The organism is Halomonas sp. IOP_31, assembly GCF_021151495.1.
Lineage (GTDB): Bacteria > Pseudomonadota > Gammaproteobacteria > Pseudomonadales > Halomonadaceae > Modicisalibacter > Modicisalibacter zincidurans.
Genome location: NZ_JAIRBP010000009.1, coordinates 23,874 through 37,657 on the forward strand (window position 1 = coordinate 23,874; position 13,784 = coordinate 37,657).

Here is a 13,784-nt window from a genome sequence, read left to right on the forward strand (position 1 = left end):
TTCAGTAGCGTAAACGCTGGCACGGCACGCCGTGGGTCGCGGCCAGGTGCCGCCAAGGGTCGTCAAGCCGGTGTAGTCCGCGTATAAGAGGGCCAGATTTCTGCTACATGAGCGATGGATCATGACACGAGCTCCCTTCGAACTCGCCGGTGTGCGCGTGGCGCCCGGCTCCCGCACACAGCTCGACGTCCCGGTGGCCAAGCTCTATACCCATGCGCCGCTGCACATTCCGGTGGAAGTGGTGCACGGTCGCCAGGCCGGGCCGGTGCTGCTGGTGTGCGGGGCGATCCACGGCGACGAGATCAACGGCGCCGAGATCGTCCGCCGGCTGTTGCGTTCGTCGGCGATCCGCCGGCTGCGCGGGACGCTGATCGCGGTGCCCATCGTCAACGTCTTCGGCTTCGTCCAGCACACCCGTTACCTGCCTGACCGGCGCGATCTCAATCGTTGCTTCCCGGGCAGCGACGCCGGATCGTTGGGCTCGCGGGTGGCTGCGCTGTTCCGCGAGCAGATCGTCGACCTGGCGAGCCATATCATCGATCTGCACACCGGCGCCATTCATCGCACCAACCTGCCGCAGGTCCGTTCGCAACTGAGCGTGGGCAGCGAGACGGCGGCAATGGCCAGGGCGTTCGGCGCACCGGTGATCCTCAATGCCGAACTGCGCGAGGGCAGCTTGCGCGCCTACGCCCAGCATCACGGCGTGCCGGTGCTGACCTACGAGGCCGGCGAGGCGCTGCGCTTCGACGAGTGGGCGATCGCCCCGGGGGTGCGCGGGGTGCTGCGGGTGATGCGCCACCTGGGCATGCTGGCCGCCAGCCGACAACGTCGCGAGCCGCCAGCGGCCGAGGTCGCCAACGGCTCGAGCTGGGCGCGGGCGCCGATCGACGGCATTTTGCGTCCGCGGGTGCGCCTCGGGGCGCGGGTCGCCAAGGGCCAGGTGCTGGGGCTCGTCGCCGATCCGTTCGGCAACTCCGAAGGCGAGGTGCTGGCCAACGCCGATGGCATCGTCATCGGCATGAGCAACCTGCCGCTGGCCAACGAGGGCGAGGCGCTGTTCCACGTCGCCCGCTTCGAGGCGATCGAGGAGGCCGAGAACGCCGTCGAGTCGTTCCAGTCGGATTACGAGGGCACGCCGGACACGCTATGACCGGCTCGGGCCGGGGAGGGGGCGGCGGTTTCGTGCGGCTCGGGCACCAATCCCAGGGCGTCGTCGAAGACGCCAACCCCGGCACCGTCGCGGTGGGCGTTCTCGGACAGATGACGGCGAAAGCGGCGTCCCCCCGGGCAGCCCTGGAACAGTCCCAATAGATGCCGGGTGATGTGGTTGAGCCTGGCGCCTTCCTCGAGCCGCCGGGCGATGTAGGGGCGCAGCGCTCGTGCGGCTCCGTGACGCGACGTTGCCGGGCCGGGGCGGCCATAGAGCGCCTCGTCGATGCCCGCCAGCAGCCACGGGTTCCGGTACGCCTCGCGACCCACCATCACGCTGTCGACGGATTCCAGATGCTCGCGGCACTCGGCCAACGTCCTGATGCCGCCGTTGATGCCGATGTGCAGTTGCGGGTGCTGGGCCTTGAGACGCTGCACGCGCGGGTAGTTGAGCGGTGGCACGTCGCGGTTTTCCTTGGGCGACAGGCCCTGCAACCAGGCCTTGCGGGCATGCACGATGAACGTCTCGCAACCGGCGTCGGCGACCTGTTGGATGAAGCGCGTCAGGTCGGCGTCCTCGTCCTGGTCGTCGATGCCGATGCGGCATTTGACGGTGACCGGGATCGACACCGCATCGCGCATTGCGCGCACCGCGGCGGCAACGGTCTGCGGATGCGCCATCAGGCAGGCGCCGATCAGGTTGTTCTGCACACGATCGCTGGGGCAGCCGACATTCAGGTTGACCTCGTCATAGCCCCATTCCTCGGCGATCGCCGCGCACTCGGCAAGCTCCCCGGCATCGCTGCCGCCGAGTTGCAGGGCCAGCGGATGCTCCACTGCGTCGTGCCCGAGGAAGCGCTCGCGCGGCGTGCCATGCAGGATCGCCCCGGTGGTGACCATTTCGGTGTACAGAAGGGCATGACGCGTCAGCGTCCGGGCGAAGGCGCGGTAGTCGCGGGTCGTCCAGTCCATCATCGGCGCCACACTGAACCGTCGAGCCACTTCCAGAGAGTCGTTTCTCTTTAACTCAGCCAATTAACCCTCCTTCCGCTGTTCGTCCTATCACGCTAATACCCATTCGATACCGCCCGAAACCGAGCTTGGTGTACCCTCGCTGTAGCATTTTCAGAGAGAGGCGCCGAAACCGGCGTTTGGTGGTACGCCATGGCGACTTTTCAGAAGCGCGGCACCCGCTGGCAGGGCATTGTACGAAAGAAGGACCATCCAGCCCAGAGCAGGACGTTCAGCATGAAAGCTTCCTATACTCATGTTAGTTTACGTATATCGACACAGATTCGCCGAGATCTCGCGGTGTGCCGAGGGATCTAGCGGAGCAGAGGGAGCGCCGGATCGAAGAGGGTCACCTGATACCGGATCACGTGCACATGATGATCTCGACCCCGCCGAAGCACGCGGTCTCGCGGGTAATCGGGTACGCAAGGATAAGAGCGCGATTCATCAGTAGGAGACGCGGAGGAGGATTATAGTGAGCGATAGTTACCAGCTGGATCTGCCCGTCCTGTTGCCCGAGGTGCCGGACGAGCGGGACGATTGCGTCGAGCGGCTTATCGCCGACCTGGAGGCCCGCGAGGGGTTCGAACGGGCGCACGTGGTCGCGCCATCCGATGAGGAGCCGGCGAAGCTATGTATCCACTATGACCCGGAGGTGCTCTCGCTGGCGCGTATCCGTCAGATCGCCGAGCGCGCGGGGGCGCACCTGACGGACCGTTTCGGGCACGTGCTCTGGAAGGTCGAGGGCATAAACCACCAGCGCCGGGCACGCACCGTCACCGAACGCTTGAAGCGACTGGACGGCGTGGTGGAGGCTGAGGCGACGGCCTCGGGGCCGGTGCGCGTGGAGTTCGACCGCGAACGAACGGATGAAGCCGAGATACTGGCCGCGCTGGAAGGAATGGACGTCTGGGTCCGGGAGAAGCCTCGCGAAAGGGCCGGAGGCGAAGAGCACACGCGCGAGCCGGGCGAGGCCGGCGAGCCGGAGAAACACGACCACGAAGAGGAGCACGATCACGAAGAGGAGCACGACCATGGGAAGCACGGCCATTCCCACGGTGGCATCTTCGGCGAGAATACGGAGTTGATCTTCGCGATCCTCTCAGGGGCCACTCTCATCACCGGCTTCCTCATCTCGGTATTGACCGACGTGACGCAGTGGGTGCCTCTGGGCTTCTACTTCGCCGCTTACTTCTTCGGCGGGTTCTATACGCTCAAGGAGGCCTTCGAGAGCGTGAGGGCCGGGCAGTTCGAGATCGACTTCCTCATGCTTGTCGCTGCCGCGGGCGCCGCGATCCTGGGCGAGTGGGCCGAGGGCGCGCTGTTGCTCTTCCTCTTCAGCCTGGGGCACTCGCTGGAACATTACGCGATGGGCCGGGCGCGCAAGGCCATCGAAGCCCTGGGGGAGCTCGCGCCCAAGACGGCCATCGTGCGGCGAGCAGACGGCCAGCAAGAAATCCCCGTCGAGCAACTCGAGGTCGGGGACGTGGTCATCGTCAAGCCCAACGAGAAGATCCCTGCCGATGGGTTCGTGATCCAGGGCGTGAGCAGTGTGGATCAATCCGCCGTGACGGGCGAGAGCGTCCCGGTGGACAAGCAGCCCGTGGAAGACCCCGAGAAGGCGATGCAGTCTCCGGATAAGCTCGATGCCTCGGGCCGGGTCTTCGCCGGCACCATCAACGGCAGCGGCGCCCTGGAGGTACAGGTGCTCAAGCGGGCTGAAGACAACACGCTTGCCCGCGTGGTGCAGCTCGTCAGCGAGGCCGAGACCCAGAAGTCACCGACTCAGCGTTTCACCGACAAGTTCGAGCGGTATTTCGTCCCGTCGGTGCTGGTCCTCGTCGTGCTGTTGCTCCTCTCGCCGCTGGTGACGGGCGAGGCATTCGGCGATTCGTTCTACCGGGCGATGGCCGTACTGGTGGCGGCGAGCCCGTGCGCCCTGGCGATCTCCACCCCGAGCGCCGTACTTTCCGCGGTGGCCCGTGCCGGCCGCAGCGGCGTGTTGGTCAAGGGTGGCGGGCCGCTGGAGAACCTGGGCACGCTCACGGCCATTGCGTTCGACAAGACCGGCACCCTGACCGAGGGCAAGCCGCGCCTGACGGACGTGGAGCCCGCTGATGGAGCGGACGTGAAGGAACTGCTCGGCGCGGCAATGGCGGTAGAGAGGCTCAGCGACCACCCGCTCGCCGCCGCCGTGGTCCGGGACGGCGCGGAGAGGCTCGACGGTTACAGCGTACCCGAGGCGCGCGGCATGGAGAGCATCACCGGCCGGGGCGTGCGGGCCTGGCTCGACGGCGAGCCCGTGTACGTCGGCAAGGACGACCTGTTCGCAGAGGTCGACGGGCCGGGGCTGCCGGAGGAACTCCGGGAGAAGGTCGAGAAGCTCGAAGAACAAGGACGGACGACCATGATCGTGCGTCGGGGCGATAAGTACCTCGGCGTGCTGGGCCTGATGGATACGCCGCGCGGATCAGCGGCGGAGGTCATAAAGAAGCTGCGCGAGCTCGGACTCAGGCGCATGATCATGATCAGCGGCGACAACCAGCGCGTCGCCGATGCCGTGGCGGCCGAGATCGGGCTGGACGAAGCGCGCGGAGACCTGCTCCCCGAGGACAAGGTGGACGCCATAAAAAACCTGCGTGAAGAGGAGAGCAAGCTGGCGATGGTCGGCGATGGCGTCAACGATGCCCCGGCGATGGCCAACTCCACCGTCGGCATCGCGATGGGCGCCGCCGGCTCGGACGTGGCCCTGGAGACCGCCGATGTGGCTCTCATGTCCGACGACCTTCGGCAACTCCCGTTCGCCGTCGGTCTCAGCCGGAGGACGAGCCGGATCATCAAGCAGAACCTGTTCGTAAGCCTCGGGATTGTAATCTTCCTCATACCGGCTACCGCGTTCGGGCTGCTCGGTATCGGCCCGGCCGTGGTCTTCCACGAGGGCTCCACGTTGGTGGTCGTGTTCAACGCCCTGAGGTTGCTGGGGTACAAGGAAGAGTAAGACGAAACGGGGTCTGCCCGGGCTGACTGCGGGTACTGGTCTGACGGCCTCCCCTCAGGCCCGCAGGAAATGACCCGACCTGCCGTCGCACGGCGCCGTATCCAGTCGATGACGGAGATGGCGCCGTGTCCTCGTGAAGCATGACGAAGACTTTGTCGCCGGACTGCACTTCCTTGTCCAGGGTGATCGTGACGTCCTGCTGCTGGCCTTCCTCCACCTGCTCATGACCGATGGACTCGGCACGACGGGCGCGCCCTGCTCGTTGCTGGCGTGGATTACCATGAAACCGGGGCCGCTGGCGGTGACGCTGTCCACGGTCGGCCCTAGGAGCCCGTCGGACTTGACACTGACCTACTGCGAATCCCGGCCTTTCGGCCAATTCCATCGATCCATTTCGTTAAATAGCGCGCTATTCGCCTCAATCGATCGATAAATTTGACTCGGAACCCGTGCTTCTCGTGACGATCGGCCAAGCCCGACAGACTCCTAGATATCGCCGTCGATTGGCGAGTCCTGTGTCAGGCCAGCCTCTACCTTGGCCAGAAGTCTGAAGAGTTCACGGTATTCTGCCGGGCTCAGGTTCGCGATCAGTTCGCTTTCCCAGGCCAGCGCCCGGGGGATTGCCGAGGCCAGCAGGTCGCTGCCCTCGACGGTCAGGGTCAGCCATAATGTGCGCTGGTCGACAGCATCGCGCTGTCGCTGGATCAGCCGACGTTCCACCAGCTGGGCAACGGCACGCGAGACGCGGGCCTTGTCCATGTCGGTCAACTGGCAGATGCGCTTGGCGGTCAGCGGCTGAGCCTGTTGAAGCCAGGCGAGTACCCGCCACTGGGCGATGGTCAAGTCGTATTGCTGGGCATAGATCGTCGATAGCGCCTGGCTGATGCGCTCGGCCAGGTTGGACAGTCGATAAGGCAGGAATGCCTTGAGATCGAGCATAGGGGATGGCTGGTCGGGGAGGGGCAAGGCGATCTCCTGGCGGCGGGACGGCACGACTCTGGCGCTGTCGCGAAAGGCTTGTAGCGAAAACGTTACGCAATTCTACTGCTGCGGCAAGCGTGGTGTCGTCCAGGCGCTTGTGGAGCCGCTGAGCCTCGGCATAAGGTTTCAAGTGAAACTTTGTGGCGAATCATCGACCCGGTTGCAAGTGCGCTGGCGCGGACGACACTGGCCGGGAGTCGGGCCGAGGCACCCGGAGGTTTGCCGCAAGCGCTTCATTTAGCACCATGAACGCCGGCATCATTGATGACAGCTGAGCCAACAACGCTACAATTGCCGGCTTGTGCCACGCTGCGCGGCGCTCCATCGGCACAACAACAAACTTTAAGGTATTTCATGACGACGAGAGAGAAACCCCACAATCTTTGGATGAGCCGTTGGGGCTTCATCCTTGCGGCGACCGGCTCGGCCGTGGGCTTGGGCAATATCTGGAAGTTTCCCTACATGACCGGCGAATACGGGGGCGGCGCCTTCGTGCTGGTCTACCTGCTGTGCATCCTGGCGATCGGCATTCCGATCATGATGCTCGAGATCGGCTTCGGCCGCCGTGGTCGCGGCAGTCCAATCGACGCCATCCGGCGGGTGGCTCGCGAGTCCGGACATGGCCGCGGTTGGGCATTGATCGGCTGGATGGCGATGCTGTGCGGCTTCATGATCCTGTCGTTCTACGTGGTGGTCGCCGGCTGGTCGGTGTCGTATCTGTGGAAGGCCATCACCGGCGGACTGAGCGCCGACAGCGTCGAGGGCATGGCGGCGATCTTCGCTGCCAACAACGCCAATCCCTGGAATCTGGGAGTCTGGAGCACCCTGGTGACCTTGGCTACCATGCTGATCGTCGGCAAGGGCGTACAGGAAGGCATCGAGAAGAGCGTGCGCTGGATGATGCCGGGCATGGTGCTCATCCTTGCCCTGATGATTTTCTATGCCATCTTCTCCGGCGGCTTCGGCCAGGCCCTGCGCTTCTTGTTTACCTTCGAACTGGGCAAGCTCTCCAGCGAAGGCCTGCTGGCGGCCATGGGCCAGGCGTTTTTCACCTTGTCCCTGGCCTCCGGCGCTATCTTGACCTATGGCTCCTATCTTCCGGATGGCCAATCCATCGCCCGCACCACCTTCACCGTGGCGGTGTTCGACACGCTGGTGGCGCTGATGGCGGGGCTGGCGATCTTTCCGATCATCTTCGCCAGCGGCATGGATCCGGCCAGCGGCCCGGGGCTGATCTTCATGAGCCTGCCGCTGGCCTTCCAGCAGATGCCGTTGGGCACGCTGCTCGCGATCATTTTCTTCGTCATGCTGACCCTGGCGGCACTGACCTCGGCCATTTCGATGATCGAGGCGACGGTCGCCTGGCTCAACGAGAGCAAGGGCATTTCCCGGGCCAAGGCCGCCTGGGCTACCGGAATCGTGCTGTGGCTGGTCAGTAGCCTGGCGATGCTGTCGTTCAACGTCGGCGCGGAATGGACGCTCGGCGGCAAGAACTTCTTCAACTGGCTGGACTATCTGACCTCGCGCTGGATGATGCCGCTGGGTGGACTGGGCATGGCGCTGCTGGCCGGGTTCTTCCTGCGTAACGAGGTCTTCCGCTCCGAGCTGGGGATGGGCCGTGTTCCGTACGCGCTATGGCTGTTCATGATCCGCTACGTCAGCCCGCTGGGCATCGTGTTGATCTTTATCGACGCGCTGGGCCTGATGGCGCTCGACATGGGACGCCAGTGGCCCTGGCTGCTGGCCGTGCTGGTGGCGATCACGCTGATCGGCGAGTTGCTCAGTCCGCGGCTCAAGCGACAGTTGGCCGGTTAGCCTGTCGCTGATACGGACCACGAACGCCCCGGTCCCTGGCCGGGGCGTTTGCGTTGCAGGGCCTGGGTTATAAGCTGGCAACCAGACGTTACTGGCATAGTCGTCGCGCGATGATTATTTTTGCGCCTAATAGAAGAGCCTTTGCTTATGTTTAGTTATAAGAGCTGACCGATGCCCGACACTCCCACCGCGCAATCTTTGGCCGCCTCGTCGGCGTTGCACGACTTCCCGCGTGGCCAGGTTTGCCTGATCGGAGCGGGGCCGGGCGATCCCGAATTGTTGACGCTCAAGGCCCTGAAGCGTCTGCGGGTCGCCGAGGTGATCCTCCATGACCGGTTGGTCAGCAGCGAGATCCTGGCGCTGGCCAACCCGGCCGCGAGGCGGCTCTACGTGGGCAAGGCGCGTTCGCGGCATAGCCTGCCGCAGGTGGATATCAACCAGGCGCTGGTCGACTGGGCGCGCCAGGGCAAACGGGTGGTGCGCCTCAAGGGCGGCGATCCTTTCATCTTCGGTCGCGGCGGCGAAGAGCTCGAAACGCTGGCTGACGCCGGCATTGCCTTCGAAGTGATACCCGGGATCACCGCCGCCTCGGGTTGCGGGGCCTATGCCGGCATTCCACTGACCCACCGCGATCACGCCCAGTCGGTACGCTTCGTCACCGGCCATCTCAAGAACGGCAGCAGCGACCTGGACTGGCCGACGCTGGCCCGGCCGCAGCAGACGCTGGTGTTCTACATGGGGCTGGGCAGCCTCGAGGTGATTCGCCGCGAGCTGCGCGCGCACGGCCTGGCTGGCGAGACGCCGCTGGCGCTGGTCGAGCAGGGCACCACCGCCCGCCAGCGCCTGCACGTCGGCACCTTGGCGACGCTTCCCGCCAGTCTCACCCAGGGGCCGGTGCATCCGCCGACACTGATCGTCGTCGGCAGCGTGGTGTCGTTGGCCGCGCGGCTCGCCTGGTTCGATGGCGCCCGTGCGGCGAGCCAGGGCTGGGAGCATGGCAAGCATCCGTCGCCGCAGGGCGATGCCGACGGCCTAGACGAAGCGATGTCCGATGGCGGTTGACGCTCGTCGGGGCGCTCTCGAAAATGACTCCTACCCCCGACGCCATGGACGAGGCCGTCATGACCATCGAACAGCTGGACATCCGCGATCACCTGGCGCAGTTCGCGCCGTTCGACACGCTCCCCGACGCGCTGCTGGATCGCGTCGCGGGGCAGGTGGAGGTTCGTTATTTCCAGGCCGGTACCGAGCTGCTGGTCAAGGACCAGCCAATCCATGAATTGTGGTATCTGCGCAGCGGCGCGGTGGAAATGTTCAAGCGCAGCGGGAGCCTGTTCAACCGCTTGAGCGAAGGCGACATCTTCGGTTACTCGGACCTTTTGCGAAACAATCGGGTGCGCTTTCCGGTGCGTGCGCTCGAGGACTCGCTGGTCTATTTCATTCCCGAGACGCTGTTCCAGCAACTCTGCGACGAGAACGACGAATTCTCGGACTTCGTCGATACCGGCGGCCAGCGGCTCAAGGCCACGGTGGAGCAGCAGCATCGCGGCAGCGAGCTGCTGACTACCCGGGTGCGCAAGCTGATCCACCGTCAGGCCGTGCTGGTCGAGGCCGGCACGCCCCTGCAACAGGCTGCTCAGCAGATGCGCGAGGAAAACACCACCTGCGTGCTGGTGCTGGATGCCCCCGGCGGCGATTGGCAGCATTCCTTCACCGGGCGCGACGATCAGGCCTGGCGACTGGCGGGTATCCTGACCGACCGCGACTTCTGCACACGGGTACTGGCCGATGGCATCTCGCCGCAGGCGCCAGTCAGCGAGGTGATGTCGCATGACCCGATCACCATTCAGTCGGATGAATCGGTCTACGAGGCCATGCTCTGCATGCTGCGCAACAATGTCCAGCACCTGCCGGTCCTGCATCGCCGCCATCCCGTCGGGGTGCTGAATCTTTCCGATATCGTGCGCTACGAGACTCACAGCAGCCTGTATCTGGTCAACAACATCTTCCACCAGACCGACGTGACGCAGCTCGCGGCACTGAGTGGCGAAGTGCGCACCGCCTTTGCCCGGTTGGTCAAGGATGGCGCCAACTCGGAAATTGTCGGGCAGGCGCTGGCGACCATCGGGCGCAGTTTCGCGCGACGTCTGCTGGAGCTTGGCGAGGCCGAGCTGGGGCCGCCGCCGGTGCCTTATTGCTTCATGGTGCTGGGCTCCATGGCGCGGGGCGAGCCGACCATCACCGCCGACCAGGACAATGCGCTGATTCTCGACGACCGCTTCGACCCTGGGCGCCACGACGGCTATTTCAAGGCCTTGGCGGCGTTCGTCTGCGATGGCCTGGCGGCCTGCGGTTATGCTTATTGCAAGGGCGATATCATGGCCACCCATGAACGCTGGCGTCAGCCACTCAAGGTCTGGAAGCGCTACTTCAATGAATGGATGGACGAGCCCAGCCCCGAGCGGCTGTTGCACAGCTCGATCTTCTTCGATCTGACCAGCGTGCATGGCGAGGCCGCCTACGTCGAGCAGTTGCAGGATCTGATCGCCGAACGCGCGCCGCAACGTCCGGTGTTCCTTGCGGCGATGGCGCGCAACGCGCTGGGGCGAACGCCGCCACTGGGCTTCTTCCGCACCTTCGTGATGGAGCAGGACGGCAAGCATCGTCAGTCGATCAATCTCAAACGGCGTGGCACGGCACCGCTGGTCGACCTGGTGAGGATCCATGCGCTGGCCTGTGGTTCGAAAGCCCAGAATACCTTCGCCCGGCTGAACGACATCGCCCGTACCCGCTTGTTGCCCGAGGGTGTCAACGAGCGGCTGCGCTATGCCTTCGAGCTGCTGTCGATGGTGCGCATCCGCCACCAGGCCTACGACATCGAGCACGACGAGGACACCACCGACAACAGCGTCGAGCCGGAAAGCCTGTCGGGGCGCGAGCGCCGGGATCTCAAGGATGCCTTCGAGGTATTGAGCCATGCCCAGAAGTTTCTCGGCTTTCGCTATCCGATGCCGTCGAAGTCGCGCTGATGGTGATGCGCCTGTTCTCCCGGCTGCGCCAGCAGGTACCCGATTGGCCGGCGTACCTGGCCTCGCGGGCAAGCCGGACCCGCGATCCGCGTCTCGCGCGCTATTACGCCGCCGGTACGCCGGAGGCGGCGACACCCATCGGTGATGTGCCGCTGGTGGCGCTGGATATTGAAACCACCGGACTGGATGCCAGTCGCCACGCTATCGTCAGCATCGGCCTGATTGCGTTCACGCTGGAGCGCATCCGCCTCAGCGAGGCACGCTATTGGGTGGTGGCGCCACGCCGACCGCTGAGCGCCGAGTCGGTGACGTTCCACCATATCACCCACTCGGAAGTGGCCAACGCGCCGGATCTGGAAGCCATACTCGATGAATTGCTGGCTTGCCTGGCCGGACGGCTGGCGGTGGTTCACTACCGGCCCATCGAACGCGAATTCCTCGATTCGGCGATCCACGAGCGAATCGACGAGCATCTGCTGTTCCCGATGATCGATACCATGTCGCTGGAAGCGCTGCGTCACCGCCGACGGCGCTGGTTGTGGCTGCGGCGTCTGGTGGGGCGGCCGCCGGCATCGGTCCGGCTGCACGAAAGCCGCCAGCGTTACAATCTGCCGGCCTATACGGGTCATCACGCGCTGAGCGACGCCCTGGCCACCGCCGAGCTGCTGCAGGCCCAGGTTGCCCGCCACTATTCCTGGCAGACCCCGGTGAGCACATTCTGGCGCTGAGGCGTTTGATCGAGGCAAAAGAAGAGCGGCCCGCGGGCCGCTCTTCTCATGGGCAGTGGCGCTCTCATGGAGAGCGCGCCATACGCTTAGGCGCGTGGCTCGCTCATCAGCCCCTTGACGATGGCATAGCATGCCGCCAGCAACACGAGCGTGAAGGGCAGGCCGGTCGAGATCACCGCCGCCTGGAGCGCCGTCAGGCCGCCGCCGAGCAACAGCGCGATGGCGATGGCGCCCTCGATCAGCGCCCAGAACACGCGCTGAGGCTTGGGTGCGTCGACCTTGCCGCCGGCGGTGATTGAGTCGATCACCAGCGAGCCGGAATCCGACGAGGTGATGAAGAACACCATCACCAGCACGATACCCACGAAGGAGGTGACGCTAGTCCACGGCAGCTGCCCGAGCATCACGAACAGTTGCAGTTCGAGCGCGGCATTCTTGACGCCCTCGAAATTGTCGGCCACCAGTTGATGAATGGCCGTGCCACCGAAGGCGGTCATCCACAGTACCGACACCAGCGAGGGCACCAGCAGTACGGCGATCAGGAACTCGCGCACGCTGCGGCCACGGCTGACCCGGGCAATGAACATGCCGACGAACGGTGACCAGCTGATCCACCAGGCCCAGTAGAAGGCGGTCCAGCCCTGGCTGAAGTTGACGTCCTCACGCCCGAACGGATTGGACAGCGCGGGCAGATAGGCCAGGTAGCTCGCCAGATTCTCGAAAAAGCCGGTGACAATCATCAGCGTCGGTCCGACGGCGATCACGAAGGCCAGTAACAGGAAGGCGAGCACCATGTTGACCTGGGACAATCGCTGCACGCCCTTGTCGACGCCGGCCATGACCGACATCAGCGCAACGAGGGTGATGCCCATGATCAGGAGCACCATGGTGACGTTGTTGTTGGGCGTGTCGAACAGATAGTTTAAGCCGGCGGAGGCCTGGGAAGCGCCCAGGCCGAGCGAGGTTGCCAGGCCGAACAGGGTGGCGAACACCGCCAGGATGTCGATCACGTGGCCCGGCCACCCCCAGATCCGCTCGCCGAGGATCGGATAGAAGATCGAACGCATGGTCAGCGGCAGCCCCTTGTTGTACGAAAACAGCGCCAGGGCCAGGGCAACCACGGCATAGATCGCCCAGGGGTGCAGCCCCCAGTGGAAGATCGTCGCCGCCATGCCCAGCGAGATGGCCTCTTGCTGATCGCCCGCGGCAGCACCCAACGGGGCCCAGTCGGTGCGCACGCCACCTTCTACGCTGGTGCCTGCCATCGAAGTGCCGAAGTGGGTGATGGGCTCGGAAACCCCGTAGAACATCAGCCCGATGCCCATGCCCGCGGCGAACAGCATGGCGAACCAACCGGCGTAACTGAAGTCCGGCTTGGCTTCCATGCCGCCGATGCGCACCTTGCCCAGCGGTGTAAAGATCAGCACGACCGTGAGCACCACGAAAATATTGGCGGCGAACAGGAACACCCAGGTCAGGTTGCCGGTCAGCCAGCTCTTGGCGCCATTGAAGATCGGGCCCATCTGGTCCGGCAGAGCCAGGGTGATGAACACGAAGAACAGAATCAGCAAGGCGGAGATCGAGAAGACCTTGCCGTGCAGGTCGACATCCACACCAAACCGGCGGGTGGTGAGGTTGTCCTGGCCGATCACATAGTCGGTATCGATGAGGTCCGAGCGTCCGGTCGGCGCCGGAATGCCTTCCTGGCTTTCCGGCGATGGCGACTCGTTCTGCCTGTTGGGATTTTCAGCCATAGGGCATCTCCGTTTCGGTGTGATGTTCGAAGCGTATGCTGGCGGCGTTGCCGGCCAGGCCGAGATTGCGCGACCAACTGACAAAGCATCAATGGCGTCGTGTGTCATGTCACGCGACGCTGCAAAATGAGAGCGCAATTGGTGCCTTTATCCTGACGCAAAGTGGCGACAGTTGCTACCGGAAGCGGGGCCTGGTTTTGTCGCCGTCCGGCGTTCGTTTATTCATGCGCTCGGCATGCCACCGGCGCGGTGTCGGCCAAACGGCGCCGGGCGAAGGTCGGGCTATAAGCCGACCGGGGTAATGGACTAGTATCCAATC

The 13,784-nt window shown here is 64.6% G+C and carries 11 protein-coding genes and 1 pseudogene; 8 read left to right on the forward strand and 4 right to left on the reverse strand.

Going from position 1 to position 13,784, the window contains the following annotated elements; genetic code table 11:
- Positions 1–121: 121 nt before the first annotated feature.
- Entirely contained in the window at positions 122–1,150 is a 1,029-nt protein-coding gene (locus K7I12_RS06765; RefSeq protein WP_231663641.1) for a succinylglutamate desuccinylase/aspartoacylase family protein, read from the forward strand.
- Here the strand turns inward: K7I12_RS06765 and dusA are convergent.
- Positions 1,123–2,184 (reverse strand): tRNA dihydrouridine(20/20a) synthase DusA, encoded by a 1,062-nt coding sequence (gene dusA / locus K7I12_RS06770; protein WP_269438588.1) that lies wholly within the window; start codon positions 2,182–2,184, stop codon positions 1,123–1,125. The two genes, K7I12_RS06765 and dusA, sit on opposite strands and share 28 nt — an antisense overlap.
- Positions 2,185–2,462: 278 nt before the next feature.
- On the opposite strand from dusA, the pseudogene K7I12_RS06775 reads away from it, so the two are divergent.
- Positions 2,463–2,608 (forward strand): annotated as a pseudogene (locus K7I12_RS06775) (transposase); the annotation flags it as partial.
- 27 nt (positions 2,609–2,635) lie between these two features.
- Entirely contained in the window at positions 2,636–5,158 is a 2,523-nt protein-coding gene (locus tag K7I12_RS06780; protein WP_231663643.1) for a heavy metal translocating P-type ATPase, read from the forward strand.
- On the opposite strand, the gene K7I12_RS17660 is transcribed toward K7I12_RS06780, so the two are convergent.
- Positions 5,121–5,375 (reverse strand): DUF7282 domain-containing protein, encoded by a 255-nt coding sequence (locus tag K7I12_RS17660; protein WP_422723631.1) that lies wholly within the window; start codon positions 5,373–5,375, stop codon positions 5,121–5,123. The genes K7I12_RS06780 and K7I12_RS17660 overlap by 38 nt on opposite strands.
- Here K7I12_RS17660 and K7I12_RS06785 point away from each other — a divergent pair.
- Positions 5,292–5,591 (forward strand): hypothetical protein, encoded by a 300-nt coding sequence (locus tag K7I12_RS06785; protein ID WP_031382902.1) that lies wholly within the window; start codon positions 5,292–5,294, stop codon positions 5,589–5,591. The genes K7I12_RS17660 and K7I12_RS06785 overlap by 84 nt on opposite strands.
- A gap of 53 nt (positions 5,592–5,644) precedes the next feature.
- Here the strand turns inward: K7I12_RS06785 and K7I12_RS06790 are convergent, their stop codons facing one another.
- Complete coding sequence (locus K7I12_RS06790; RefSeq protein WP_035575134.1) at positions 5,645–6,124, reverse strand: MarR family winged helix-turn-helix transcriptional regulator; 480 nt, start codon at positions 6,122–6,124, stop codon at positions 5,645–5,647.
- Positions 6,125–6,493: 369 nt separating this feature from the next.
- Here K7I12_RS06790 and K7I12_RS06795 point away from each other — a divergent pair, with 369 nt between their 5' ends.
- The 4 genes from K7I12_RS06795 to K7I12_RS06810 all read left to right on the forward strand — a co-directional run bounded on the left by K7I12_RS06795 (position 6,494) and on the right by K7I12_RS06810 (position 11,711).
- A complete protein-coding gene (locus tag K7I12_RS06795; RefSeq protein ID WP_031382904.1) occupies positions 6,494–7,954 on the forward strand; it encodes a sodium-dependent transporter in 1,461 nt (486 codons plus the stop codon).
- Positions 7,955–8,125: 171 nt separating this feature from the next.
- Positions 8,126–9,016 (forward strand): uroporphyrinogen-III C-methyltransferase, encoded by an 891-nt coding sequence (cobA, locus tag K7I12_RS06800; protein ID WP_231663645.1) that lies wholly within the window; start codon positions 8,126–8,128, stop codon positions 9,014–9,016.
- Between the two features lie 59 nt (positions 9,017–9,075).
- Complete coding sequence (locus tag K7I12_RS06805) at positions 9,076–10,983, forward strand: DUF294 nucleotidyltransferase-like domain-containing protein (protein WP_031382906.1); 1,908 nt, start codon at positions 9,076–9,078, stop codon at positions 10,981–10,983.
- Positions 10,983–11,711, forward strand: a complete 729-nt coding sequence (locus K7I12_RS06810; RefSeq protein ID WP_422723632.1) for a 3'-5' exonuclease — start codon at positions 10,983–10,985, stop codon at positions 11,709–11,711. The genes K7I12_RS06805 and K7I12_RS06810 overlap by 1 nt, the downstream gene beginning before the upstream one ends.
- An 86-nt stretch (positions 11,712–11,797) precedes the next feature.
- On the opposite strand, the gene K7I12_RS06815 is transcribed toward K7I12_RS06810, so the two are convergent.
- Positions 11,798–13,465, reverse strand: a complete 1,668-nt coding sequence (locus K7I12_RS06815; protein WP_031382908.1) for a BCCT family transporter — start codon at positions 13,463–13,465, stop codon at positions 11,798–11,800.
- Between the last annotated feature and the right edge of the window lie 319 nt (positions 13,466–13,784).